At 57.6% G+C, this 25,361-nt stretch carries 20 protein-coding genes and 2 pseudogenes; 15 read left to right on the top strand and 7 right to left on the bottom strand.

Going from position 1 to position 25,361, the window contains the following annotated elements:
* Positions 1-315 precede the first annotated feature (315 nt).
* The 5 genes from GNZ13_RS21950 (at position 316) to GNZ13_RS21930 (ending at position 7,988) form a co-directional block, all read left to right on the top strand.
* Positions 316-1,557, top strand: coding sequence for an acetyl-CoA C-acetyltransferase (locus tag GNZ13_RS21950; RefSeq protein WP_172168000.1), 1,242 nt, complete (start codon positions 316-318; stop codon positions 1,555-1,557).
* A 296-nt stretch (positions 1,558-1,853) separates the two neighbouring features.
* Positions 1,854-3,929, top strand: a complete 2,076-nt coding sequence (locus tag GNZ13_RS21945) for a 3-hydroxyacyl-CoA dehydrogenase NAD-binding domain-containing protein (protein ID WP_172167998.1) — start codon at positions 1,854-1,856, stop codon at positions 3,927-3,929.
* A gap of 146 nt (positions 3,930-4,075) precedes the next feature.
* A complete protein-coding gene (locus GNZ13_RS21940) occupies positions 4,076-5,182 on the top strand; it encodes a terpene synthase family protein (RefSeq protein ID WP_172167995.1) in 1,107 nt (368 codons plus the stop codon).
* Positions 5,183-5,273: 91 nt separating this feature from the next.
* A complete protein-coding gene (locus tag GNZ13_RS21935; protein ID WP_328807269.1) occupies positions 5,274-6,548 on the top strand; it encodes a cytochrome P450 in 1,275 nt (424 codons plus the stop codon).
* 507 nt (positions 6,549-7,055) lie between these two features.
* The gene (locus tag GNZ13_RS21930; RefSeq protein ID WP_172167993.1) at positions 7,056-7,988 is read left to right on the top strand and encodes a pirin family protein; all 933 of its coding nucleotides are present in this window, start codon (positions 7,056-7,058) and stop codon (positions 7,986-7,988) included.
* Positions 7,989-8,306: 318 nt separating this feature from the next.
* Here GNZ13_RS21930 and GNZ13_RS21925 read toward each other — a convergent pair whose 3' ends face one another.
* Entirely contained in the window at positions 8,307-8,459 is a 153-nt protein-coding gene (locus GNZ13_RS21925; protein WP_172167991.1) for an enoyl-CoA hydratase-related protein, read from the bottom strand.
* 214 nt (positions 8,460-8,673) lie between these two features.
* Complete coding sequence (locus GNZ13_RS21920) at positions 8,674-9,807, bottom strand: CaiB/BaiF CoA transferase family protein (protein ID WP_172167989.1); 1,134 nt, start codon at positions 9,805-9,807, stop codon at positions 8,674-8,676.
* A 250-nt stretch (positions 9,808-10,057) separates the two neighbouring features.
* Here GNZ13_RS21920 and GNZ13_RS21915 point away from each other — a divergent pair, with 250 nt between their 5' ends.
* Both GNZ13_RS21915 and GNZ13_RS54320 read left to right on the top strand, forming a co-directional pair.
* Complete coding sequence (locus GNZ13_RS21915) at positions 10,058-11,119, top strand: AMP-binding protein (protein WP_268959180.1); 1,062 nt, start codon at positions 10,058-10,060, stop codon at positions 11,117-11,119.
* A 209-nt stretch (positions 11,120-11,328) separates the two neighbouring features.
* Entirely contained in the window at positions 11,329-11,454 is a 126-nt protein-coding gene (locus GNZ13_RS54320) for an AMP-binding enzyme (protein ID WP_407945652.1), read from the top strand.
* Between the two features lie 537 nt (positions 11,455-11,991).
* On the opposite strand, the pseudogene GNZ13_RS52550 reads toward GNZ13_RS54320, so the two are convergent.
* The 4 genes and pseudogenes from GNZ13_RS52550 to GNZ13_RS21900 form a co-directional block, all read right to left on the bottom strand.
* Positions 11,992-12,290: pseudogene (locus GNZ13_RS52550) on the bottom strand (transposase); the annotation flags it as partial.
* An 89-nt stretch (positions 12,291-12,379) separates the two neighbouring features.
* Positions 12,380-12,940, bottom strand: coding sequence for a cytochrome b (locus GNZ13_RS21910; protein ID WP_172167987.1), 561 nt, complete (start codon positions 12,938-12,940; stop codon positions 12,380-12,382).
* On the bottom strand, positions 12,933-13,229 hold the full coding sequence (locus GNZ13_RS21905; protein ID WP_172167985.1) for a hypothetical protein: 297 nt from the start codon (positions 13,227-13,229) through the stop codon (positions 12,933-12,935). The genes GNZ13_RS21910 and GNZ13_RS21905 overlap by 8 nt, the downstream gene beginning before the upstream one ends.
* Positions 13,230-13,471: 242 nt before the next feature.
* Positions 13,472-13,759 (bottom strand): CoA transferase, encoded by a 288-nt coding sequence (locus GNZ13_RS21900; RefSeq protein ID WP_172167983.1) that lies wholly within the window; start codon positions 13,757-13,759, stop codon positions 13,472-13,474.
* Positions 13,760-14,290: 531 nt separating this feature from the next.
* On the opposite strand from GNZ13_RS21900, the gene GNZ13_RS21895 reads away from it, so the two are divergent.
* The 8 genes and pseudogenes from GNZ13_RS21895 to GNZ13_RS21860 all read left to right on the top strand — a co-directional run bounded on the left by GNZ13_RS21895 (position 14,291) and on the right by GNZ13_RS21860 (position 23,776).
* Positions 14,291-15,988 (top strand): DUF1302 domain-containing protein, encoded by a 1,698-nt coding sequence (locus tag GNZ13_RS21895; protein ID WP_172167981.1) that lies wholly within the window; start codon positions 14,291-14,293, stop codon positions 15,986-15,988.
* Between the two features lie 13 nt (positions 15,989-16,001).
* Positions 16,002-17,366, top strand: coding sequence for a DUF1329 domain-containing protein (locus GNZ13_RS21890; RefSeq protein ID WP_172167979.1), 1,365 nt, complete (start codon positions 16,002-16,004; stop codon positions 17,364-17,366).
* A gap of 148 nt (positions 17,367-17,514) precedes the next feature.
* Complete coding sequence (locus GNZ13_RS21885) at positions 17,515-18,690, top strand: WD40/YVTN/BNR-like repeat-containing protein (RefSeq protein ID WP_172167977.1); 1,176 nt, start codon at positions 17,515-17,517, stop codon at positions 18,688-18,690.
* Positions 18,690-21,107 (top strand): efflux RND transporter permease subunit, encoded by a 2,418-nt coding sequence (locus tag GNZ13_RS21880; protein ID WP_172167976.1) that lies wholly within the window; start codon positions 18,690-18,692, stop codon positions 21,105-21,107. The genes GNZ13_RS21885 and GNZ13_RS21880 overlap by 1 nt, the downstream gene beginning before the upstream one ends.
* On the top strand, positions 21,104-21,829 hold the full coding sequence (locus tag GNZ13_RS21875) for an SDR family NAD(P)-dependent oxidoreductase (RefSeq protein WP_172167975.1): 726 nt from the start codon (positions 21,104-21,106) through the stop codon (positions 21,827-21,829). Before GNZ13_RS21880 ends, GNZ13_RS21875 begins: the two co-directional genes overlap by 4 nt.
* Before the next feature lie 96 nt (positions 21,830-21,925).
* Positions 21,926-22,276 (top strand): annotated as a pseudogene (locus GNZ13_RS21870) (NAD(P)(+) transhydrogenase (Re/Si-specific) subunit beta); the annotation flags it as partial.
* A gap of 87 nt (positions 22,277-22,363) precedes the next feature.
* Complete coding sequence (locus GNZ13_RS21865; RefSeq protein ID WP_172166805.1) at positions 22,364-22,657, top strand: hypothetical protein; 294 nt, start codon at positions 22,364-22,366, stop codon at positions 22,655-22,657.
* Positions 22,658-23,026: 369 nt separating this feature from the next.
* Entirely contained in the window at positions 23,027-23,776 is a 750-nt protein-coding gene (locus GNZ13_RS21860) for an SDR family NAD(P)-dependent oxidoreductase (RefSeq protein WP_216674906.1), read from the top strand.
* A 287-nt stretch (positions 23,777-24,063) separates the two neighbouring features.
* Here GNZ13_RS21860 and GNZ13_RS21855 read toward each other — a convergent pair whose 3' ends face one another.
* Positions 24,064-25,284 (bottom strand): TetR/AcrR family transcriptional regulator, encoded by a 1,221-nt coding sequence (locus GNZ13_RS21855; RefSeq protein WP_172166809.1) that lies wholly within the window; start codon positions 25,282-25,284, stop codon positions 24,064-24,066.
* Positions 25,285-25,361: the final 77 nt, after the last annotated feature.

The following is a 25,361-nucleotide window of genomic DNA, read 5'->3' as shown; positions in this document are numbered from 1 at the left end:
ATAGGCCCCAGGACAATTGCAAGTTGATCCTAGACTTGCCCGCTGCCAAATATACCATCGGACAAACGGAAACCCTCGCCGCCGAAGCGATGATTCAGTCGCGCGGTGTGGTTGGGGAACTAACTCATCGCATTGCGAAGATTATCAATCTCATTCGTGGCGGCATGCCACGCCATTGCAAGGTAGATAACCCGCCGCTAAGTTTTTTCAAACTTGGCTGTTGCTTTTCCATGAAACATCCGACATAGTAATATGCATTGACTAATGAGTATGTTTTCATGTGTTTTGTTACGTACTAAACGAGGAGTTCTCGGAATGACCGAAGCACTAATCATCGACGCGTGCAGGACGCCTCGCGGCACCGGCAAAATGGGCAAGGGCGCGCTTTGTGAAATTCACCCGCAGCGACTCGGAGCAACGGTGCTCAAGGCACTTGCGGAGCGTACAGGAATCAACACTGCTGACGTCGACGACGTTGTCTGGGGTACCAATGCGCAGCGCGGCAAGTCAGCCAATGACCTTGGTCGCATGTCCGTGCTCGATGCAGGATATGACATCCGCTGCAGCGGAGTCACGCTGGACCGGTTCTGCGGCTCGGGGATTACGGCCGTCTCTATCGCGGCAGCCTCGATACGTGCGGGCTTTGAGGATCTTGTAGTTGCCGGTGGTACGGAAATGATGTCGGTAAACAACGCAAGCAAACGCCCCGAAGATGGTCCTAACGTCTTTGACAACGGCAACCTACATCTGCGCGCGCTCCATCCGCAATCGAATCAGGGGATCTGTGCCGACGCAATCGCCACCATCGAGGGGATTCCGCGCAGCGATCTCGATGCGCTGGCCTACGAGAGCCAGCAACGCGCAGCCAAGGCGATCGCCGGCGGTCATTTCTCTCGGAGCCTGGTGTCCGTCTATCACGATGACGATACGCTTGCCCTTGACCACGAGGAGTATCCGCGACCGCAGACGACACTGGAGGGCCTCGCCGGGCTGAAGCCGGCGTTCGAGGCGCTCGCTGACGTTGCCGTCGACTCAACCGGTAAGACCTTCCGCCAGCTTATCAACGACCGGTACGCCGGTCTAGACATCCAGTTCGTGCATCACGCGGGCAACTCCTCCGGCGTGGTCGACGGCGCTGCGGCCCTGTTGCTGGCGTCGCCGTCCTATGCTGCCGCCCACGGGCTTAAGCCGCGCGGACGTATTGTTGCGGCGGCCAATATGGGCGATTGTCCTACGCTGATGCTGAATGCCCCGGTGCCCGCAACCCGGAAGGTTCTCGCGAAGGCCGGGCTTACACTCGACGATATCGACCTGTTCGAGATCAACGAGGCCTTTGCCGTTGTTGCCGAGAAATTCATCCGCGACCTCAAGCTCGACCGGGACAAGGTGAATGTGAATGGCGGCGCCATGGCGCTTGGCCACCCGATCGGTGCTACAGGGGCCATCCTTATCGGCACCATGCTCGACGAACTCGAACGGCGAGACCTCCGCCGCGGTCTGGTCACCATGTGCGCGGCGGGCGGCATGGCACCGGCGATCATCATCGAGCGCCTCTGACCAGGGTCCGGAGACCGCCGGATGTCTGGATCTCCAGTCGAGTACAAATAAGCCGCGCAGCCGCCGGTCCGACCTATACCCGGAATCTGACGCGGCGTCTTGCGAGGTTCGCGCTCGAAGCAAACGTTGGTAAGCAACTGGCTTTCAAGCGACACCTGCAACGCGTGACCGGTCTGAGTACCTATTTCGAAGTGGGGATGGCCGCATCTAAGGAATAGTACACGCCCTGGTCCGGCGGCGCGAAGTGATCGACGACTCTTTTGGCTAAAGAGCGCGATTTTATATATGGAGTACTAATGGCTTCCATCAACGAAGTTATCGATCTAAGCCCGAAAGGCGACATTGCGGTCGTTTCAGTGAACTCACCCCCGGTGAACGCGCTGTCTGCCAAAGTGCGAGAGGGGTTATATAAGGCGTTTGTCAGCGCGAATGCTGATACTTCGGTGCGGGCGATTGTGGTCATCTGCGAGGGGAGGACCTTCATCGCCGGTGCGGATATTAGCGAGTTTGGTAAGCCCAGTGCAGGCCCCACGATTCGTGATATCCAGGACCTGCTGGAAGCTGCACCGAAGCCGGTGATCGCAGCGATCCACGGCACAGCCCTTGGCGGCGGGCTCGAGGTCGCACTGGCGGCGCACTACCGGGTGGCAACGAAAAGCGCTAAAGCCGGACTTCCCGAGGTTAACATCGGACTTGTGCCGGGGGCGGGCGGAACGCAGCGGCTGCCGCGGATCGTTGGCGTTGAAACGGCGCTTGATCTGGTGACGAGCGGCCGCCATGTGCCAGCACAAGAGGCGCAGCGCATGGGCCTCTTCGATCATCTGGTCGACGGGGACTTGCGCGAGGGCGCGATCGCGTTTGCAAGCTCGGTAGTGGCGGAAGGCAAGCCGCTGCTTCGCATTCGTGACAACAACGAGAAGCTCGACGCAGCAAAGATCTTCCCTGAAATCTTCGCGGAGTTTCGTAAGGCCAATGCCAAGCGCTTTCGAGGTTTTGACGCGCCCGAAGCCAATATCCAGGCCATTGAGGCGGCCGTCAACGAATCGTTCGAAGTGGCGATGGAGATCGAGCGCGGTCTGTTCCGCAAGCTAGTGGCCGGCACGCAGTCTGGCGCGCAAAGGCATGTATTCTTCGCGGAGCGTCAGGCATCCAAGATTCCGGAAGTGCCGGAGGACACTCCGACGCGTCCAATAAGGAAGGTCGGCATTGTGGGTGCAGGCACCATGGGCGGCGGTATTGCGATGAATTTCCTGAATGCCGGCCTGCCCGTGATAATCGTCGAGGCTGACCAGGGGGCCCTTGATCGCGGCACTGCGACAATTCAGCGCAACTACGAAAGCAGCCTGAGCAAGGGTAAGCTGAGTCCGTCGGATGTTGCCGCCCGGATGGGCTTGTTGACCCCGTCCCTGCAGTTCGACGAGCTGGCCGACTGCGACTTGGTCATAGAGGCCGTCTTCGAGCGGATGGATATCAAAAAGGAGGTTTTTGAAAAGCTCGATGGCATCGCCAAACCGGGTGCCATCCTGGCCTCCAACACCTCCTATCTTGACTTGGATGAAATTGCGGCCGCGACGTCTCGGCCTCAGGACGTGATCGGCCTGCACTTTTTTTCACCGGCGAACGTCATGACGTTGCTGGAGGTGGTCCGGGGCAGCGCCACTGCAAAGGACGCGATCGCGAGCGCAATGACGCTGGGCAAGAAGATTGGCAAGGTTCCGGTGCTGGTCGGCAATTGTCATGGTTTTGTCGGCAACCGGTTACTGGCCCAGCGACAGCGCGAGGTGCAGAAGTTGTTGCTGGAGGGCGCGAAACTCTGGGATATCGATCGCGTTATCTACGACTTCGGGATGCCGATGGGGCCGTTCGCCATGAACGACCTCGCGGGCATCGACCTCGGACTTGACCCGAACAACAAGACGCCGAACTCAGTGCGGGAGCTCCTCGTCCATTTGGGGCGGCGCGGTCAGAAAACTGGCGCTGGCTATTACGACTATGACGGCAATCGCAATCGATCGAACTCCGAGCTTGTCGAGCAGGTCGTTCGCGACTTTGCGGCCCAGCGCGGCATCGCCCAGCGCGAGATTAGCGATGAAGAGATCCTCGAACGGTGCCTGTATCCGATGGTCAATGAAGGCGCAAAGATCCTTGAGGAAGGGATCGCGTTGCGAGCATCCGACATTGACGTCGTCTGGGTGAAGGGCTACGGCTGGCCAGTGTATCGCGGCGGCCCGATGCATTGGGCAGAGCTGGTGGGGCTCAAAAGGATACTGGATCGCTTGCGCGAACTGCAGAAGATCCATGGCGACGACTTCAAGCCGGCGCCGCTGCTCGAAAGGCTCGTGGCCGAGGGACGGGGATTCAAGACGCTCTAGAAGCGCGACGCGCGCATGAACAATCCGCAGAGCGCGTCTCAAGCCGCTTTCAGGCATATCCAATCAATCTTGTACAACCAGAAACTCGGACATAAGGCCGATTCCATGCATAACTGGCCGAAGACTGGTTGCGGAGGGAATTGCTGATGTCCGTCGTGAATGTAATCGACCCTGAAGACTTGGTGTTTCCCGCCGTGTGGTGTCCGATATCGCCCGCTATCCATCCGGCTTGGCGGGAACTCGACGCCCGAGCCTTGGCCTGGGCAGACCGTTTCGGGTTGTGCTCTGATCCGGTCCAGCGGGAGCGACTTGTACGGGCGTTGGCCGGCGACCTGGCAGGGCGGATCATGCCGCGCAGCAACTCGCGGTCGGCATTGCAGGTCGCCACAGACTACCTGATGTGGCTGTTTGTGTTCGACGATACCTACTGTGACGAAGGGGTCCACAGCGACAAGCCCGGTGCGATGATGGAACTTGCGCTCCAACTGGCTCGCGTGGTAGAGACACCGCGTCCCAACCCAGCTGAAGGGGGATACCTTCCGGTGGTCGCGGCATTGGCCGACATCCGGCGGCGCCTGGAGGATGTTGCCTCACCCGTGCAGATCGCGCGGTGGGGCGCGGCCGTACGTGCCTACCTCATGTGCCAGGCATGGGAGGCACTCAATCGGGCCAACCGCGTCATTCCCACACTCGACCAATACGCGGCCTCGCGCATCGACAGCGGATCCCTGCGGGCCACCATCTTCCTCCAGGACGTGGGCAACGGCTTCGAGGTCCCACACGATCAGACTAGCCACCCGCATGTGCAGGCGCTTATAGAGATGACCTGTACCATCGTCGGCTGGGACAACGACATCTTTTCCTATGCCAAGGAGACCCGCCGCGGTGGTGACTGGCACAACTTAGTCGCGGTCCTTGCTCACGAGCACGGCTACAGCCTCGGGCAGGCCCTCACGGAGGCCGTCGCCCTCCGCGATAGGGTCCTGAACGCGTACCTCGCCCTGCGCGACCAAATACTCGGCGGCGCCAGCCCACACTTGGCCCGCTTCATCGCCGACCTGGACGCGTGGAACCGTGGCAACATCGACTGGAGCGCCAACTGCGGTCGCTACATCAACGCCACCGATGGAAGCCGCTCTCGCATCACCCTGACGTCTCAGGCTCGCGAGACCACTCTCGAACCGATCCCCGTCCCTTCGGTCCGATGGTGGTGGCAATGCCTCACCGACCTCGACGCAACTACCACCAGCTGATAAGGAGTCTGGCCACCATGACACTGGCGAAAGCGCCCATCATCCCCCGGGCCGCGGGCTCGCTGCCGCTGCTGGGGCACGCAGTGCACCTGTGGCGGGACAACCTCGCATTCATCGCGTCGCTTCGCAAGGACTACGGCCCGCTGGTCGAAATCACCCTGCAGCCGGGCACACGCACGATCGTGGTACAGGCCCCGAGCTCATCCAGACCATGCTCACCAAACTGGGGCCGAGTCTGGACAAGGGGCGGTTCTACGAGAAGATGGGTCAGTTGGTGGGTGAGGCGGTGATCACGGTGGCCGGATCGGAGCACACCCAGAAACGGCGGCGCCTCCAGCCGGTCTTCAGCAGGCCGAAGATCGCCAGTTATGTCGACGTGATGCGCAGCGAGGCGAACGCCGCCATCGAGGAGTGGGTGCCGGGTCAAGCCGTGGATGTCCGCGAAGCGATGATCAAACTCTCGCTCGACATGCTCGTCAAGACCGTCTTCGCCGGGAGCCTGGACTCCGCTGTCTTCGCCCGGCTGTGCGAGAACCTTTCAGTGATCTTGAGCGGCATCGGTGTGCGTCTCATGATGCCCGACTGGGTCGAACGTCTGCCGATTGCCTTCAACCGTCGTTTCCTCAAGGCGCGTGACGACATCCGGGCCACCATCGGTGAAGCCATCGCCGCGTTGCAGTCCTCCGAGGACGACGCCGGGGGCATGCTGTCCATGCTTCTGCTCGCCGAGGACGAGGCGATCGGCCGACCGCTTACGGACAAGGTCTGCTCGGAAGTGCTGACTCTGGCACTGGCCGGCACCGAGACCACTGCCACGGTCTTGTCCTGGGTCCTGTACGAGCTGGCTAGTCGTCCGGAGATCGAGGCCCGAGTACTCACCGAGCTCGATCAGATCCTCAGTGATCGCCCTATGACGTTCGATGCGGTGGACCAACTACCGTATTTGTCCAGCGTTATTACTGAAGCTCTGCGGTTGCACCATCCCGGCTGGATTATCACACGCCGCACCGTGACCGAAACCCGCCTGGCCACCTGGACTCTCCCCGCAGGCACCGAACTGGCCTACTGCCAGCACGCGTTGCACCGCGATCCCGACTTATACTCCGACCCCTTGACGTTCAACCCGGACCGCTGGCTGGATGGCACCCTGACGCTTCCTCCTGGCGCGTTCGTGCCGTTCGGCGGAGGCGTCCACCGGTGCATGGGGGAACGCTTGGCAATGACCGAAATGATCACTGCCCTCGCTACCATGCTCCGGCGCTGGAGGCTGGAACTCGCCCCGGGGCAGACAGTACGGACGGTGGCTTGGGCAACCGTCCGGCCCCGTAGCCTTGTGATGACCGTAAGGCCGCGCAAGGAAGAGTAACGGCTGCATTTCGGTCATGTTGCTCGCCACGCTTAACAGTCGTCTTATTTCCCGGACGTGGTTTCGCGGCGCTGGGTTTGACCTTCGTCTTCGTGGAGGGCGGTTTGCGCGTTTGGCAGCAGTTGGCGGAGCACCATTAAGCGAGCCTTGTCTATAGGGCGCTAATCGACCTCTGGGGCGATGCGCCGATGTATTACTTTTCGTTGGCGTCTCGCCCAAGGCATGGCTGCATCGACTCGTCGTGACAGGTAGGACCTTCCGCTACAACGCGCGCGGTGGAAGAACTCTCGAGAAACAATCGGACTATCGTTGGTTCATCGCATGGGGGCTTCTACAGCGGAGAAGCAACGGCAGCTTTCTTCGACTGCCGGGAAAGTTATGTCAAAGGTCTGTTCGGTTTCATTGGGGTTACGTCGAAATCGCGGGGCGGCAGTGGAGTCTGCCGCGACGGCGATCGATAGAATTGCGGCGTGCCGCCGTATGCAATCAGAAGGAGCGGTGAAGGAAATGAATCTTGACGCAACGCTTACCAACTTGTTTGAAGGGGCGGCCAGCGCCCGCACACCACGCAGACGTATTGAGCATCGAACGCGCGGCCACGGATACGGGCCGATTGCCCGCCTGATGAGTCCGTCGGATTTAGGTTCTACTCTAAAACCATTCGTATTCCTCGATATATTTAGCGCCGATCGTCGCACGATGGACGCGATGACAGCGGGTGGCGGCGTGCCGATCCATCCGCATTCGGGCGTGGCTACCGTGACCGTCTTTACCGAAGGAAACATGCGCTACGACGATCCGGCGGCGGGCACGGGCGTGATTTCGTACGGTGGTGTTGAGTGGATGCGCGCGGGTGGCGGGGTCTGGCACGGTCACGAGTTGTCGCCAGGTGACGTACCTCATATTCAAGGTTTTCAGCTTTGGCTTGCGCTGACACCCGAACTCGAAAACGGCGAACCGGAAAGCCGCTATTTCGAAACCGAACACATAAGGCAGGCCGGGCCCGCTCGTGTCATCGTCGGCTGTTATGACGAGGTTGAGAGCCCCGTACCGGCGCCAGCAGGTATCAACTATCTGCTGGTTACTCTACAGGTCGGTGAGCGCTGGATTTACCAGCCGCCGAACGCGCACTCCGTCGGTTGGCTGGCCGTCGCGAAGGGGGCGCTGGATGCGGGCGAACCGATCGGCTCTAGCGAGATGGTGCTCTTCGAACACAACGAGAAGCCAATTGTTCTGGAGGCAGTTGGCAGTGAACCTGCCGTTTTCGTTCTTGGCTCCGCGCGGCCGCATACTTATCCATTGCATCTTGGAGCCTACTCTGTGCACACGTCCGCAGAAGCGCTCGTCGCCGGCGAGCGCCGTATCGCTGAGCTTGGCCGTAGATTGAAAGAGACTGGAGGGCTGCTCACATCTTCGGGGATGATGCCGGTCTATCGCTAGCGCCTCTACGTGCGCGGGATTACCGGGACGCGAGGGCAGGGTGAGACGTGGTGCTAGCGCGCCCGTTGATTCAGATTCTGTTGCCGAGCGCGAAGCCCTACAGTATCGGCGATTTGCCTGAAGACCTCGGCCTTCAGGCCCGGGGATGAATGGCGGGTGTAGACAGCGCAGCCCGGATGCTGTGATTTTTTAGGGGAAGTCCAAAGCGTGCCTATGCGGAGGAGCAACCGTATCGGCACACGCAGCAGACTATCCACGTTCTCCATCTCCGAGTCAAAGACAGGCTCGCCCGTGGGCTGCAGGACCAGGCACGCGCAGTCAACGGATTTGATCGTCGGCATCGACTCTGCCGAAGGCTTCGATCAGCTCGTTGAACATGTCGGCATTGGCCGCGTTTAGCTTTTCCGGCCGGTTGAGGGTCACCGTTGCGATCCCGCGGGCGGCCTCGAAGCGGATGGTCTTGAACGGCATTGGACAAATCCTAGTTGTGAGCAGCGGTGCCGGCAATATGCACAACACGGTTTTGGAAGCGTCCAGATCACGGATCGCCAACCCACCGAGTTGACTCTCCACCCGCTTGCGCACCGTTTTGACATGATCGGGCGAGCCCAATAAAGCGCCAGCCGCAGATCGACTGGTCGATGCTGGCGATGCGGTAACTAGAACCGCTGCGGGCCGAAACGGGTCATGAAAGGATCCCTCCCGAAACGAGCTCCTCAATCCAGGGTGTGGAAATGCCCCAGTCGCGCAAGGTCTCCCTTGCTCCTTGGCCGGCGGTACAGGGGCCGATCCGGATGGTGGACGGTGTTGCAGAAAAGCGTGGTGCCGGTGCGGGCGTGGTCACACCGTCCAATTCTATGAAGGTTTGGCGTGCGATATTGTGAGGATGATGTGGTGCTTCGCGCAGTGAGAGAACAGGCGCGAAGCAGACATCGGTGCCCTCCATGAGGGCGCACCATTCATCCCTGGTTTTCGTGCGAAAGATGGCAGCGAAGGTCTGCTTCATCTCCGGCCACGCGGAACGTTCCATCTGCGGCTGTGACATTAGCTCGGTTGCGCCAGACTTTTCGAGCAGCAGTGAGTAGAACTGGGGCTCTATGGAGCCCACGGAGATCCAGTGCCCGTCGGAGCACTGATAGGTGTCGTAGAACGGGGCACCGCCATCTAGCAAGTTGATGCCCCGCTGATCGACCCATCGCTTTCCGGCTAGCAAGCTGTAGCACAGCGTCAACAAATAGGCCGTGCCATCCGTCATGGCAGCGTCGACGACTTGGCCCAGCCCGGTGGAGCGTGCATGGATGAGGCCGGCTAACAGGCCCGAAATCAAGAACATTGCGCCGCCGCCATAGTCGCCAACCAGGTTCAGCGGTGGGACCGGCTTGTCCGTTGTACCGAACGAATGGAGCGCGCCAGTCAGGGCGATGTAGTTGATATCGTGTCCTGCTGCCTGGTTCAGGGGACCGAATTGACCCCAGCCCGTCATTCGCCCGTAGACCAGTTTCGGATTTCTTACGAGCATGACTTCAGGTCCAAGTCCCAGCCGTTCCATCACTCCCGGACGACCCCCTTCGATGACGATTTCGGCGGAGGTGCAGAGCTCCAGGCAGAGTGCAACGGCGACTGCATCCTTCAGGTCGAGAGTGATTGTGCGACGTCCACGCAAGTCGATCCGATCGGGAGTCGGGTCCTTTGCACCTGGGCGTTCGATGCGAATGACGTCGGCCCCCATATCGGAGAGCATCATTGCTGCGAATGGCGCCGGACCAATACCTGCAAATTCAAGCACCTTTACGCCAGAGAGTGGACCACTGACTGTCATTTTCCTTCTCCTGTTGATTCTTCCGGTCTGCGGCCTGATAGCCTGCATCGATAAGATACCGCAGTGTCAGGTGAAATGTCTATACGGTATTGTTTCGCTATGCCGGGTTTGACTGTTGCAAGGGAGAGGAGAAGATAAGCATGATGACACGTCCTTGTCGAAAGGCCATGATGGATGCATGGCCGGAGATTAGTAACAGAAGTCATGCCGCGGACTGGCATGTGGCATCCGCTTTCGGATCCAGGTCCTGATGGGTGAAGCCGTCGACTTCGATGCCTTGCGGACGCTTGGAGGCATAGCCCGATGCCATGCGCATCATCGTCCTCGGGCCGTGGCGCTCAGCGTCGAAGGGCGTGACACCGACTATGGAACGTTCGAACGCCACTCGTGCCAGGTGGCAAATACGCTTCTCGAACAGGGCATTTCGAAAGGGCAACGCGTCGCCTATGTTGGCAAAAACAACAATTACTTCTTCGAGCTTTTGTTCGGAGCTACGAAGATTGGCGTCGTCCTCTGTCCCATCGGCTGGCGACTCGCTGCGGGCGAGATGGCCTACATGCTCGAAGATAGCGGTGCCAAATTGCTCTTTGCCGGACCCGAAGTCGAGACCCAGATGCCGGAGGTCCCACGTCTGTTCAGTCGCTCTGCGAAGGTAATCGCGCTCGAGCCGGGAGGTGCTTCGTCCGAGCACTTCGAGAGCTGGCGGAGCAAGGGAGATCCAATAGACGTGGATTGGCGCCCGACTGAGGAGAATGTAGTGCTGCAGTTCCACACGTCGGGCACGACGGGGCGTCCGACGGGTGCAATGCTGGCGCATCGAAGCATCCTTAGCGTGCGCCGCCGCGTCGCCAAGGCAAAGATGAACTGGAACACCTGGGGCCTCGACGATGTCAGCCTCGCACCGATGTCAGTGGCCCATGTCGGTGGCGGAGTTTGGGGCGTCGTCGGCCTCTTTAACGATGCCAAGACAATTGCCGCCAGGGAGTTTGGTCCTTTTAAAGTTCTGGAGTTCATCGAGCGGGACGGGATCTCCAAGATCTTCATGGGTCCGGCGGTACTGCGAATCGTCGTGAACCAGCCACGTGCACGCCAGATGGACTTTGGTCGGCTGCGCTATATCGTCTATGGGTCTTCGCCGATGCCGCTCGATTTGCTTCGGCAATATGTAGACGTGTTCGGATGCGGTTTCTGCCAAACCTACGGGATGACGGAGACGTCAGGAACGATCCGATCGTTTACCTTCCGCCGGGAATTCACGATCCGGCGGGGAACCAACGCATGCGCGCGGCGGGCATTCCGTTGCCCGGTGTAGAGCTCAAGGTCGTCGACGAACGAGGCAACGAGGTGCCTCCCCACACCGTCGGAGCGGCCGTTACGCGCACCCTGACCAACATGGTCGGCTACTGGGGGTTGCCGGAAGCCACGTCTGGCACGTTCGATGCCAACGGCTGATTGCGAACTGGGGATGCCGGGTATCTGGACGAGGACGGCTACCAGTACATCAGCGATCGCATAAAGGACATGATCATCTCTGGTGCCGAGAACATTTACCCAGTCGAAGCGGAGAATGTCATTCATGATCATCCAGCAGTGGCTGACGTCGCGGTGATCTGCGTTCCAGACGAGAAATGGGGAGAAGCCGTCTAGGCGATCGTAGTGCTACATCCAAGCACAGCGGTTGACGCAAGCGCAATTATCGATTTCGCCAGATTACGCATGGCGCACTTCAAGGCACCCACGAGCGTCGATTTCGTCGACGCTCTTCCGCGCAATGTGGCGGGCAAGATTCTGCGCCGCGAACTGAAATCACAGAGATGCATATTTCCACTATCCTGCATTAATCCGGGGCTTTGGCTGACCTCAATCCGCTTCCGCAATCCACGCGGGATTCGGGCTGAGGTTCGCTGCTTGGTACCGCTCACGATCGGATAACGACGTTAGTGGTAAGCACGCCACGCGTGTGGATTCGCCACCTGCTTCGACCAGGGAAGCCAAAGGCCTCAGGCTCGCCCTCGTGACTCTACGCTGGCGTGTTCGATAGCTTGCCAGCAAGCAAATACGGTTCTTAGAGAGCACTTGCTCAGCCGATATTCCTAGCGGGTTGTTGAAGTGCTGCTGAGCCCCGTGCAATACAGGACTCAGCACCGCAGGTGCTTACCCTTTAACTGTCCAACTTCGTGAGGTCAGGTCACGATCGATCGCGAAGTGCTTTCTGGACAACATCCCTGTTTGTCGGCCAGGCTCGTGACTTTCGGCAAGAGCGCCTCGACCACTTCGTGTTCGATTAGCCGACCCGGATCTTCGAGAACACCACGTGGATCCATACAGCATATTCGATGGCCAGATCGACAAACCAGCGGTACAGCAGGTTGTAATGCGTCTGCTCCCCTCAACAAGTGCTCTCTGCGCACTGGGCACAGCACCCTCAGCAGCAACGGACGCAACAGCCGTGTCAGATGCGCCGTTGCCCGCTTGGAGGGCGCTGAACAGCCCCCGTGAGTCGCTTCGGTGCCCGTTCTCTAACACATCGTCCTAATGGCCCGCTCGCACCATGCTCAAATTCGGCACCCTCTTAGGCACGCCTGCGCGCCGACCTTGGCCACATCCGCCCGAGCACACTGTCCTTCAAGACGTAGTGGTGCAGTAGGGCTGCAGCAATATGAACGGCTAGCAGCGCAGCCAACAGCCAGGTACTCAAATCATGATAGTGGCGCATCACGGAGAAGCGCGCTTCATTGGGATTGCCCAGAAGGTTTGTGAGATTGAACAGGTAAGCTGGTTGGACCGGAAGTGGTGAGGCCGAGGCGGCGACTAGGCCAAGCACCGGTACGGCGAACAACAGAATGTATAGCGCGCCGTGAACGAGTGCGGACAGCTGATGCTGCCAGCCGGAAAGTTCCGTCGGGAACGGCGGTGGCGGGTTGCGCAACCGATACACGACGCGGACTAGCATAACCACCAGCAGGCTCACGCCCAAGGCCGAGTGCCCCGCAAGCGAAAAGATGTGTTGGGCTTTTGGCAAGTCCAACCTGAATCGCTGCCCGGCGACTAGCATCGTGAGCACCAACGCAGCCGTGATCCAATGGAGGCGGCGCGCCCAGGGACGATAGAGTTGCTCAGACTGATCATTCATCGCGCTCCTCCTCAAGAAGGGCCGGGATTCCATAGGTGGGCACAATCTCGGTCATGCTCCAGCCGATGATTCCCTTCTTGAAAAGAGGCGCTTCGCCGTAGATCGCCTTCGCTGCCTCGATCGAAGGCGCCCGGATGATCGCTAACCCTTTGCCCGGCGTCTGTGGCAACACAGCTGCTAATAACAGCGACCGATCGTTGGCAATCCGTTCCAGAAAGACGCGTTGTTCAAGAAGATCTTGTTGATCCGCCGCAGCCTTGAATTGGATCTCGACTAGAAAATGAGCCATTGCACTCTGCTCCTGTCAGTTTTAGGTTGGATGTCAACTAGACGACACTGCGGTGTCAACCGCAATGTCGAGTTGGGACGTGATGCCAGAACAGATCCACTGACTGGCATGAGAGGGGCATACATACTGCATTGAACAATGCTCCGGAGATAGGGAAACAGTTGATGTCATACGAGTTCGAGGGCGCTACCGACCGAAGGCGGTTAGGTGTCCGTAGACGAACCCGTGGCATCGTCTATGTGTCACGTCAGGCCAAAGTCCAAGTCGTCCATCGCTCCTGGGCGGCTTCCCTTTATAACGATTTCGGCTGACTCGCAACGTTCGAGACAACCCGATATCGAGGACTGCTGCTTGAGGTCGAGCGTAAGGCTGCATCGTCCTCTGGCGTCGAGCCGGTCAGGAGTTGAATCGGGCGCGCCATTGCTTTCGATTCGCAGCACATTCGCGCCAACATCGGCAGCATCATGCAAGGGATCGATACTTGCAAGATCAAGAGCCTTGACACCTCTAAGCGGACCGGAGATAGCCATAGTTTCACTTCTTCTTTCCTCGACACGGCAAGAATACCCCATAGACAATAAAATTTACACATCGGTATTTACATCAGATCTATGTGCAGTACACGTAGTAGCTGATAGAACCTACCTCCGCGGTTAGCCTGGATGTTTGATTCGTCATCAAGTTCACGTCAGTTCGGGCATACCCGAATGTCATTGCAAGTGTCGCTGGCGTACATTGTGAGCGTGGATGTACCGAGTTTGGAAGTGTCGAGGTGGTTGGGGAATGTCCGCGATTTCTAGGTTGGCGTTGTCAGATCGCGTTTCCTAATCGTAGGACCTGCAGTGGATTCTCAGGGGGGCAGTCAGTCGTTCACAGACGTACCTAAGGAATTGATTGCAAGAGCTGCTTACATAACAAGCGAGTGAGCCAAGGTATTGGAGCATCCCGCGGCGACCGATCCGAATCGGCAGACAATTGCCGTCTCGGTATGGCTGTGCCTGGATGGAATCGTGGCTCTCGGAGAATAAATCTGAAATAAGGCTTCACAGCCTGGAGGAGTCATGCGTCACGTTAAACGCCGGCTGAAGTCGGCACACTGGAGACTTGGGAGCACCGTAGCGTGCGTGCTGGTCGCTTACACCGGCTCCGCGAACGCATTTCCGCTCACGATTTTGCCGGACTGGGATATCAATTGGGACAACACCATCGCTTACAACCTTGGTGTGCGCGCACAAGGGATCAATCCCTCCATAGGCAATAATCCGCTGTATAGCGAATCCGACTACAAATTCCCTCACGCCGGCGACGTGGTCACCAATCGCGTGTCGGACCTGATGGAATTCGACGCGAGCCACGAGAAGCAGTACGGGTTCAGGCTAAGCGCATCTTTCTGGAAGGACTTCGCTTACGGTGGCGGGGTGGCGAATCATCCGGGTGATGCGGTTTTCGGAGTGCCATATTCGGCGTTGGGATCGTACTCTGGCAATCAATACGGTAGCTACACCCAGCGATACTATCAACAGGGTGGAGAACTCCTTGACGCCTTCGGATTCTGGAACTTCAAGTTAGACGGTCAACCAGCATCTCTAAAGGTCGGACGCCTGACGCAGTATTGGGGTACCGCCTTGTTTTTTGGCACGCAGGGTGTCAGCTATGGGCAGAACGCTTCGGACGGCATCCAGGGAGCGGCAACACCTGGGACGCAAGCCAAACAGCTCGCGATCCCACGCGCCCAAGTGTTGTTCGAGACACAATTGACTCCAACTACGTCGGTTGCGGCGGAGTATTTCTTCGAATACGCCGCGAGCCGCTTCCCTGAAGGGGGAACGTATCTCGGCACCGCCGGTTTCCTGTTTAACGGTCCCAATCTGCTTGAGGGAAACATTCCGCGAGGTGCGGACGTCAAGCCAAACAACGGTTTTCACGACGACTATGGCCTTAAATTCTCATGGTCGCCCAAATGGCTTCCCGGGGGAACAATGGGATTCTATTACCGTAATCTAACGGAGACTTCGCCGTGGGTATTACTGGGTGTCAATCCTGTAACAGGCGCGACGAACTATCACCTGGCATACGCGCCGAACGTCAAGCTATACGGATACAGTCTCGATTTGCCGATAGGCGCTTACAGCGCCGGCCTCGATGTGACGTATCGGCACAACACAGCGCTGAACAGTGGTCTGGGCCCGTTACCCAGCGACCCGAGCGGGGAAGCTGGCGCACGTGGTGACACGCTGAACGTCGTCGCCAATGTCCTTGCCGGCCTGAGTCGATCACCCCTTTGGGACACCGGCACTGCCATCGCCGAGGTCGCGTTCACCCAGAAACTACGGACCACAAGTAACAGCGCTCTCTACAACGGGGTTGGAAACGCTGCCGCATGCCCAACGGGGAGTAAATGGAGCGGGTGCTCGACGAACAATTCGGTTGCTGCCGCGATTTCCTTTGACCCTCAGTGGCTACAGGTTGTTCCAGGCATTGACCTCGACATGCCGATATTCGCTGAGTATGGAATCTTCGGCAACACTCCAAGCCTGAACGGCACCTATCAGGGCGAGCTGATTTATACGGTAGGTCTGCACGCGCTGATTCAGCAGAAATACAACGTAACGTTGCAGTACAACGGCTACCACGCTCACACAAGCGGAGGTTTGACGTCGTTCGGTCCGGGCGGACCAGCGTACTACTCCGGCGGAAATGGACCGTTTTTCTATAACGACAAAGGTTGGATTTCCCTTACTTTGTCCGCCCAATTCTAATCGGAGACAGTAAATGCGACTCTTGCAAAAGCTTATTGTCGGAATGGGCATCGCACTTGCCGCTGGCACCGCATCGGCGGGGGCGTCGCAGCAGCAAGCGGACCAGCTCGGCAAATCGCTAACTATGTGGGGAGCAGATCCGGCCGGCAACGCCGACAAGACGATCCCCGCGTATACGGGGGGATTGCCGGACACTACCGCCCCCCCCGGATGGGTCAAAGGAAGCGGACGATATGATGTGGGCCCGTATGATGGCGAGAAGCCATTATTCTCGATCACTGCGAGCGACTACGAAAAATATGCGGATCGGCTGTCAGCCGGTACGATCGCGATGCTCAAAAAGTACCCGGAGTTCCGCGTAGATGTTTATCCGACGCACCGGAGCGTTACGCATAGTAGTAACTGGCTTTCCCATTGCAAGACCAACGCTGCTCAAGCGAAGATCAGTTCCAACGGGAACGGTTTCAGCGACGCGTATTCGTGCGTGCCGTTCCCGATTCCGACGACAGGGGCAGAGGTCATTTGGAATATGGCAACTACGGACCTCTGGGGAGTTCACACTAATATCCGGGAGTCGACTTGGTACATCGACGCGGACGGGCATCTCACAGACGTCGGCCAACTTGACGGGGACTTCGCCCAACTTTATCAAGATCCTAAAAGGGACGCACTGGACGGCGGAGCCATCGAATTTCGGATCGGGACCTGGATGGGGCCGCCTTCGCAGGTCGGTTCGAAAATTCTGCAGCGGCTTCCAGTGAACTATGACAAGACCGATGCGCTCACTTGGGTCTATTTCCCCGGTCAGCGACGCACACGAGTCGCTCCTGATTATGCCTATGACACGCCGATCGCTGCGGACGGTGGAGCGATTAACTATGACGAGCTATTTGGATTTACCGGTTCACTGGACCGGTACGATTTCAAGATCGTCGGGAAGAAGGAGCTATATGTCATGTATAACTCCAGTCGCATGCTGTTCGCCCCGGTCGATAAGATGCTTGTCAAGAGCGTTGTCAATCCGGACGTATCGCGGTGGGAGCTCCATCGGGTTTGGGTGGTAGAGGCGACACTCAAAGCGGGAAAACGCCACGTACAGCCGCGGCGGACACTGTACATCGATGAAGATACATGGGCTTGTGTCGCATCTGATGCCTATGACCAAGCCGGGGCACTGTTTAAAGCGGGCTTTTATCCGGTCCTACCGCTTTGGGATAAAGAGGCGTTCGCCCAAGGCATCGTTTTTTACGATCTTAGCAAGCGCTCTACATACATTGAAGCGCAGTCTCGACCTAATGACTTCATCAAGGCCTCTGAGCATATCGACGACATCAGCAAATTCACGCCATCGGCAATGACAGCGAGTGGTTTGCGATAGTCAGACACGTCGAAACATAGTGCGTAGGTGACCGGTGCAAGAACTTCTGCTCACTACGGCGGAACTTAATGCAACGGGCCGGCGCCGCGTGATGGCGGGTGGATGATGTCACGGATATTCGACGATAGCGCCGGATATCTTAGACGGTATGGATACCGAAACAATTGATCTTTCCGGGCATTTTCACATGCGATTCCTATTCGCCTGTTTGTCTGTGGCTGCGACGTTCCTTTGTATGGCAGTCGAGGGACATGCTGCGGGCAGCAGCTTGAACAACGTATTCAAGGACCCTCTCGTTACGCCGGCCGATGCCCGGCCTGCTGCGACAGTGAATCTTTCTAGACAACCGACTCTCGCTTTGGCAAGAGTCGACGAAGGGACGCGTGAACGATTTGTTGCCGCAGGACTACATGGCCTGATTCTATTCTCCAATGACGACGGAATGCACTGGCGGCAGGCCCAGGTTCCGGTTCAGTCTGACCTCGTTTCACTGTCGTTCATCTCGGAAAAACAAGGATGGGCGGTCGGCCACGACGGGGTGATTCTCCATACGGGTGACGGTGGCGAGACATGGAAAAAGCAGTTTGACGGCGAGCTCGCCCACGACGCCCTCACAAGTTTCTACAAGGCACGCGTTGCCAAGGGTGAGAAGGGGCTTCAGCCATTCCTGGACGAGATCGAACTGAACACGAAAAGCGGAGCGACTTGGCCATTCCTCAGCGTTTACTTCGAAAGCCAACAAATTGGTTATGCAGTTGGTTCCTTTGGGATGATTGTAAAGACAGTGGATGGTGGAAAAACATGGGAGCCTTGGCTCGATCATATAGATAACGACAAATTTCTGAACCTGAACGATATTCGCAAGATCGGTCAAGATATCTATATTGCCGGCGAGCAAGGTACCGTTTACCGCCTCGACCGCAAACAGCAACGCTTCGTCGGAATTTCTCCGAACTACAAGGGCAGTTTCTTCCATATTGTGGGCAACGATCGCTTTTTGTTGGCAGTCGGACTGAACGGGACGGCATTTCGCAGTGTCGACGGCGGTCACAGTTGGGAGGCCGTGAAGACGGGCGTACACACCAGTCTGACTTCCGCCGCTCTATCTGTCGATGACAAGGTCGTCGTGCTGACAGGGGAGGGTGGTCAGGTGCTGTGTAGCATCGACGACGCGCGCAGCTTCAGCCCGTTCCCGGTGGATAAGCCAATGCTGTTTGCCGATGTCGTGGCTAGCAATGGCGCCTGGTTTGTCTTCGCGGGATTTCAGGGTATCGAACGTAAAGAATTTCGCCACAAACAGAATTTGACCGGAGGTAGAACGTAATGGTCGCCGTCTTCAAACGGGATTCGATGTCTGTGATTAGCGATCCGAACCGGTTCGATAGCGGGTCCGGTATCTTGCTTGAGCGCCTGATCTTTAACAATCGCCACCTGGTCGTGATTCTTTGTGCGCTGCTGACCTTGTTTCTGGGTTACGAGGCAATCAAGATCCGAGTCAATACGAGCTTTGAGAACATGCTCCCTCAGTCGCAGCCATATATCAAGAACTACCTTGCGAACCGAACCTCGCTGGCTAGTCTTGGCAATGCGATTCGCATCGACGTCGAAAACACCAAGGGCGACATCTACGATCCGCGCTATCTTCAGGTACTGCAACGCGTCAACGACGCGGCCTATCTGATGCCTGGTGTGGATCGCGCCTTCATGAAATCGCTGTGGACACCGTCGGTGCGATGGACGGATTTCACGGAAGAGGGTTTTACGGGCGGTCCGGTGATGCCTGGCGATTTCAATGGCACGAAAGAAATGAGCCGCAGGTTGCAACTAAATGTCGCCCGTGCGGGACTGATCGGAAGCTTGGTTGCTAGCGATCAGCGATCGAGTACGGTGTTTGTGCCGCTTTTGGACAAGGATCCGCAAACCGGCAAGCCCCTCGACTACGCGAAAATTTCGCATTACCTTGACGATAAGATTCGCGTCAACCGAACGGATTCAGTTAACATTCACATCGTTGGTTTCGCGAAGCTTGTGGGGGACCTGATCGATGGTCTCACGCAGGTGATGACCTATTTCGCTGCCGCGTTGGTCGTGGCGGGCGTCATCATCCTGTTCTATACACGCTGCACGCGAAGCACGGTGCTCATCCTCTCATGTTCGCTGATGGCCGTGCTCTGGCAACTGGGGCTGACTCGTCTGTTCGGTTTCGATCTCGATCCCTATTCGGTACTTGTGCCGTTCCTTGTGTTTGCCATTGGTGTATCGCACGGTGCACAGAAGATGAACGGGATCATGCTCGACATTGGAGCGGGTACACACAAATACGTTGCCGCCCGATATACGTTTCGGCGCCTATTCCTCGCCGGGCTTACCGCCCTGGTTGCCGATGCAGTAAGTTTCGCGGTACTCGTGGTCATTGATATTCCGGTCATTCGGAATCTGGCGATTACCGCAAGCGTGGGCGTTGCCGTTCTCGTGTTCACCAATCTCGTACTGCTGCCGGTGATGTTGTCGTTCACAGGCGTGAGCCCCGTCGCGGTGCGGCGCGTGATGCAGCGGTCGGTAGAGTCGGGCGGATCATCCTGGATCGGGAAATTGACCTGTTTTACGCAGAGGCGATATGCCACATGTGCATTGTTGGTCGCGGCATGCCTGGGCGCTGGCGCATACGCGATCAGCCTGCACCTCAAAGTGGGTGACCTGAATGCCGGGGCACCGGAGTTGCGCGCGGATTCGCGTTATAACCGTGACAACGCCTTCTTCACACAGCACTATGGTCTGTCCAGCGACCAGTTCGTCGTTATCGTCAAGACGCCTCCTGGCGGTGTCGGAACCTATCGGACTTTAATCGAGGAAGATCGTCTCGAGCAGGTGCTCCGCGGCCTACCATCCGTGCAGACGGCCATCTCGGCGTCGAACCTGGTACGCTTTGCGACCGCTGGCAACTACGAGGGCTCGCCGAAATGGCTCACGATTAACCGTGACCCGTCAGTGGTGGCACCGGCAATCAATGTCGTGTCGGATAGTAATCCCGAATTGATCAACAAGGACTGGTCCGTCGGAACGGTGATTGCCTATCTGACGGATCACAAGGCAGAGACCTTGAGCAAAGTGGTCGATGCTGTCGAGGGCTTTAGCCATACCCACGACAACAGTCAGTTCCAGTTCCTGCTCGGGGCGGGATCGGCGGGGATCGAAGCGGCGACGAACATCACCGTGGAGAAGGCCAACACAAACATGTTGTATCTGGTCTACGGCGCGGTCATCGTTCTTTGTCTGCTGACGTTTCGCAATTGGCGTGCTGTCCTTGTCGCGATTATTCCACTGGCGCTGACATCGATTATGTGCGAGGCATTGATGGTGATGCTGAACATAGGTGTAAAGGTTGCAACCTTGCCAGTGATTGCCCTCGGAGTTGGCATCGGGGTAGATTACGCGCTTTATCTGCTGAGCGTGCAGTTGGCGCAGCAGCGCGCAGGTCTTCCGTTAAGAGAAGCGTACGCGATTGCCGTCGGGTTCACGGGTAGAGTGGTAGCGCTTGTCGGCATCACGCTTGCTGCAGGGGTCGGAATCTGGATCTGGTCGCCAATCAAATTTCAAGCCGACATGGGTGTTCTGCTCGCGTTCATGTTCATATGGAACATGATTGGCGCGTTGATTCTGATTCCCGCACTATCACACTTTCTGCTGGCTCGAGTGCCACCCGTTGAACGTACGGCATTACAACCAGGGGGGAGCGCATGATGGGCATGCATGGCAAGGTCGTAGTCGTTACTGGAGCAGCCAGTGGACAAGGCGCTGCCGAGGCGACGCTATTTGCGGAGCAGGGTGCCAAGGTTGTACTCACGGATGTCAACGAGAATGGCGCCGCGCTGGCGGCCGGTCTGGGATGTGCGGGCTACTTTCTTCGCCATGACGTTGGGGAAGAGGCAGGCTGGTCCGAGGTGATTCGAAAAACGCTTGACCGGTTTGGCCAGATCGACGTGCTTGTCAATAACGCAGGGATCTATCAGCCTGCCAGCTTATTGGAATCGGACGCGGCACTTTGGGATCGGCACTATCGGGTCAACCAGCTTGGTGTTTTCCTAGGCATGCGCGCAGCCGCCGAAGTAATGTCGAAGACCGGCGGCGCAATTGTGAACGTCTCTTCCAATGCAGGCCTAAACAACATTCCCGGCATCTTTGCCTATGCCAGTACCAAATGGGCGGTTCGCGGCATGACAAAGCTGGCGGCTTCGGAACTTGCGCCACTCGGAATTCGTGTGAATTGTGTTTATCCAGGCATCATAGATACGCCAATGCTCGGACAAAACACACCTGAGCGGCTGAAAGTGTATGAGGGCATGATTCCAATGGGCAGGATAGGTACGCCCGACGAGGTCGCTCGAGTGGTCCTGTTCCTCGCATCGGACGCGTCTTCGTATGTAACAGGGGCCGAAGTGACTGTCGATGGCGGCATTGGCTGAGCGTATATCAACGTCAATCGGCGTGATGGCGGCTGGCACATCTTAAGGGCCATTCAGTTGCTGGTGTGCGGTACCTGGAAAAATGCCGCCGGAGTTCACATGAGCGTGCTGCTGGCAGAAGCCGAAGTGCCGTATGAGATCGTCCACGAGATGGAGGACATCAACGGCGAGTTCGGCCAAGTCGACGTAGTGCTGGTATTTGGCGCAAACGATGTGGTGAATCCGGCGGCGAAGAACGATCCGAAGTCGCCGATCGCGGGCATGCCAATCATCGAGGCGTACAAGGCGCGCACGTTGATCGTCAACAAGCGCTCGATGGCGGCAGGCTATGCCGGTCTCGACAACGATCTCTTCTACATGGTCAAGACCACGATGGTCTTCGGTGATGCGAAGAAGGTAATCGAAGAAATGGTGAGGGCAACGCCCCAATATGCCGTCCCGAAATAACGTTGCATATGCGCGCGATCTTTTCGAGGCTGGCATCAACCGTAGGGAACCAGACGGACAGCGTACGACGGCCACAGGAGGAACGCAATGATGATGAAAAAACCGCCGAGAAACTGGCTGAAAGTTGCTGTACTCGTGCTGCTTGGGCTAATCGGATTCGGCGTGGCGGGTACTCGCGCCTGCGAATGGAGCGAAGAGTTCCCAGGCATGATTTGCGCGGCCGGTTCGTCGTATGCGCAATTCCTCAGCCTGACGGGCGTCGCGTCGATCCTAGCCGCAGTGATGGCGAGACGGTGTGGCGCCGACGAAGACACATTGACGTTCGTTGGTGCCGTATGCGGCGCCGCGGTTCTGTTCGCGACGCTCTCAACGACCTACTAGTTATCCTCCCAGAGAAAACTTCGCATAGACGCGCGATCTCTTCGAGGCTGGGATCAGCCGTTGAGATTCTGCCTTTGAATGACCATTTCAGCTGCCATGAAGCCAATCTGGGCGCGCAGTACCAGTGAATGCGGAATTGAGCGAGGACGGCTCAACGACAACAGCTGCTCTTCTCGGTTGGATGAATTCGACCACATAGGCTCCGCTTACGATCGATCGTGTTCAGATGCAAGCGCGGATGTCTGGTCAACGGGTTGCTGCGTGGAAGGCACGTCGCTGCAAGATTGGCCGGACTCGGGCAGTACCTAGCGATTCCACGCTGTATCTGGGAAGAGTAAGTGGTAACCAAAGAACATGGAGGAGGACAACATGACGGCAGGCTTTGAGAAAAAAGTGGCACTTGTTACCGGAGCGGGCGGCGGCATCGGGGAGGCGGTCGCGCACGATCTCGCAATGAACGGAGCGAGCGTACTGGTCGTAGATATCCACGGCCCCAATGCGGAAGTAGTTGCGGGGGCAATTCGTGAACGCGGAGGCAAAGCCGTGAGTTTTTGTGCAGACGTATCGGTGTCCGCGCAATGCAGAGCTGCAGTAGAAAAAGCGGAACGGGAGTTCGGCTCTTTACATTATTCTGTCAACAACGCGGGTATTGGCGGGCGGTTCGACGCGATCACGGACATCGAAGTGGATGAGTGGCGCAACGTGATGAGTGTAAATATCGACGCGGTGTTTCTCGGTATGAAGTACCAACTGTCTGCGATCGAAAAGAGCGGTGGCGGCGCAGTCGTAAATATTGCATCTATCTACGCTCACCTCGGTCTTCGCAGATTTGATGCGTATACCGCAAGCAAGCATGCAGTGCGTGGCTTGACGCGCTCCGTGGCGATCGAGTATGCAACACGCAATATCCGGGTCAACGCCGTGTCGCCGGGTCCAATCCTGACGCCGCTGACGAGAGGGGCGAAGGAACAAATCGATACCATCACGGCGATGACAGCAATGAAGAGAATGGGCGAGCCGGTCGAAATCGCCAAGGCGGTGTCGTTCCTGCTTTCGCCAGACGCGTCCTTTATCACGGGTGCAGAGATCGTGGTTGATGGAGGCGTCATGCTGTCGTAGCGATTCCGCTATCAATGATAGATGTCTCTTTCGGTCGACGTTACAATTACCAGTGCATTGCCCCTCGCCGGATGTGGCTCGAATGTGCGATTGAGCAGGGGACTAGCACAGGCGGGTAGTGTAACGGCGCGCGTCCTCACCCCCCATTAAAGAGGACGACGCCAGCGGAGTTTTCCGCTAGGGCATTTGTGGAGCACAGAATCAAGGGGCGTTATATCAGGGGCGTCGCCGCGTCTTCAACCGCTACGAGATTGCAGAAGGTCAAGGACGCGACGACGTTACTGGAATCAGAGCGTCTCGTAAGACGCCTGCTTGCCATTCAAGCGGGCCTTGCGGGGGCGAAGCCCGAGAAGCAGGAGCCGGCTGATCTCAGCTGCAACCTCAGACACCGAGCGTTTGCCGTTATCCTTCGAGGATATCAAGTAGTTGAAGGAACCAGCCGATGCTTGCTTGACAGGTTCGAAATCCAAGCGCTTCAAGCTTCCGTCCTTGACGCCACGCTCGGCCAGTTTCACTGACCTCGCCCATAAGGCACCCGCGCGCCTAACGATCGCCCTTTGAAGCTGCTTGGGCAACATTTCTGCGCCAGTACTCATCCATAGGGGGGAAATGCTTTCAAGCTGAGCTTCCACGTTCAATTCAATAGCCATCACCGTGCATTCGAGACCTGTCAGACCCTTCTCCGCCGCCGACATGATCTGTTCATAGATGTTGAAGGCGCGCTCATAGCAATAGGCAACAAGGGCTGGTTTACTTTGAAAGTAATGGTAAACAACGCCCTTCGTGGCGCCCAGTTCTAGCGCAACGTCGTCCAAGGAAACGCCGTCTATTCCGCGGCTATTGAAGAGCCGCGACGCCACCAGAGCGAGCGACTCGCGACGATCGTCCCAATCGGAGCCGCGCGGATTTCTAATCACGTCCTTGATACGCTTTCGCGACGGTAGGACTTCCATTCCTTCAGACGCCATTCCGTCTGTTACAAGATCTGGAATGGCGTTTGCCATACGACTCGCGAAGTCCTCATCAGGAAAAATTATCCATAAGAGAGATAACGTTGCCCACGACAAAATGCCAAAAATAGCCTGGCAGACAACCTCAACATCGCAGTTTCTGATGGACTCGTCCTTGATCCCCTCTCTGATCAGCATTGCCAGTGCCGCGACGTTTCCTGACCTCAACTTCTGGACAGTGGCCTGCTGCGTTTTCGTAAGAAAGGCAAGTTCTGTCAGGACGGCCCGGGGCTGGTTGTTGCTCGAGTCAAGCGCTAGGCGAAGGAATGTTACAACCTTGCCTAACCCGTTTGCATTCGCTTGCGCCGCACGATCGAGATCCTTTCGAAGCAATGCGTTGGTTCGCGAATAACACTGATACACAAGATCCTGCCGATCGATGCAATAGTTATAGAGGGCAGCTCGGCCGAGCCCAACGCGACGGGCGATGGCGGTTAGGCTGGCTCCAGCAACGCCAGAGTGATTAAATTCCACTGTCGCTTCATCGAGGACAGCCATGTGTCGCGCTGCACGCGCTTCGTCTGCCAATGACCGCATCACATTCCCAAACTAAGAATCGCAACCGGAAAGTTGAA

The organism is Paraburkholderia elongata (assembly GCF_013177735.1).
Taxonomy (GTDB): domain Bacteria; phylum Pseudomonadota; class Gammaproteobacteria; order Burkholderiales; family Burkholderiaceae; genus Paraburkholderia; species Paraburkholderia elongata.
The sequence above is the reverse complement of the archived record's forward strand: the minus strand, read 5'-3'. Positions and strand labels throughout refer to the sequence as shown.